1 protein-coding gene and 1 pseudogene are annotated in these 1,472 nt (G+C 61.4%); both read right to left on the bottom strand.

All coding sequences use genetic code 11. The features are described 5' to 3' along the window. Window positions 1–447, bottom strand: a 447-nt coding sequence (locus AC1DSN_RS22545) for a carboxypeptidase-like regulatory domain-containing protein (protein WP_477333048.1), incomplete at its 3' end; no start/stop codon positions are given. 575 nt (window positions 448–1,022) lie between these two features. After that, window positions 1,023–1,472, bottom strand: a pseudogene (locus AC1DSN_RS22540) (Oar protein); the annotation flags it as partial.

Raw genomic sequence — 1,472 nt, 5'->3', positions numbered from 1 at the left:
GGTCAACACGGTGCGCGAGTCGACCGAGCTGACGTCGATGCTGGGCAGGGTGTTGGCGGTGACCTGGACGCTGCCGAGGTTGGTGGCATCGCTGGCGCCGGCGGCGGCAGCGGCAAAGGAAACGTCGGTACCCTGGCTGATCTGGGTCTGCACGCCCTTGTGCGAATCGACCACGGTGCCGTTATGCATCAACGAAACAGTGTAGGTGCCGATCGGCAGCGAGTTGGCGCGGTAACGGCCGCCGGAGTCGACGGTGATGTCGCGGCGCAGGCCGTTGTCCGTGTTCTCGATATGGACAAYGTCACCGGGCGTGGCGGAGCCGAAGATGGCGCCGGTGGCGTTGCTCTGCGCCAAGGCYGCGCCGGCACCGCCGATGGATACGGCGAAAGCCACGGCAAGCGCGAGCTTGCGGCGCGGCGGCGCGACTGAACGGTTTGCGTACTGCATGGAACGTCCCTCCTGAAAAACGCGTGACGAATAAACGGGATGAGTTCGCCCGCATCCGCGCGGCACGCGGACGTTCCGCCAGAAAGGCTGGCGGGCGGAGAACCAACGGGAAGAATGTCGCTCGGCCGAACGCCTCTTACCGGGCGGGCGGCGTCACGTCGTCAATCGAAAGGGGTGCGCGCAATGGCGTGGTGTGGCATTTCTTTCTGCTCCCCAAAAAAAATGTCGTGCAAGATGTCGTCCGTGGCGAAAGTCGCACCCGCTCATCGTGTCCCCTGAGGCGAGCTGACGACAGCGCCGAAGCAGCGCGTGAAAACAAAGTAAAACCGCAGTGACTCCGGGAACAATAAGAAAAAGTCCTACGCAATTATTTACTGAGCAACTATTTGCGAAGCAAGTAGTTTTTACGAAGACTTGGGGGGATTCTTCAAGGCAATTAGCTACGAAACGGCCCGTGGTTGACGGGCGGCTACGACGGGGATTTCGGGGAAAAAAAAGGCCGCTCCTTCTGGAGCGGCCAATATCCGGGGAAATGCTTTGCTGTTGTTGTTATGCGATATAGCTAAGCGTTTTCGTTAGAGCGTGAAGTCGTAGCGGGCTCCCAGGCGAATGGTGCGGGGGTCCGAGAACGAACGGGCGCGCTTGTAGTTCGGGTTCGGATCACCGGCAGCCGTGTCGCCGATTTCGTAGTACTGGGTAACGCGCTGCTTGCCGAGAGCGTTGAATGCGTCGGCCGAAAGCGTGAGCTTGTGGTCGGCGAAGGCCGGCTTCCAGGCGACGCTCAGGTCCACGTTGTACGTCCACGGCGTGCGGCCGTAGGTACCGCGCGGAGCGGGCTGACCGTTGCAGTAGAAGTAGCTGTTGCCGTATTCGTACGGGTCGCCACCATAGGCTTCCGGACGAACGCCGATGCAGCTGACCGGGTAGCCCGAAGCGATACGGGTAACGGTCGAGAACGCCCACTCATCGTTCGGCGCGTAGGTGCCGTAGATGCGCCGCAGCTGATGCTTCTGGTCGTTCGGCAG

The sequence above is a fragment of the Luteibacter sp. P4_D7_3 genome, assembly GCF_056401735.1.
This window is presented reverse-complemented; position numbering and strand designations above follow the sequence as displayed.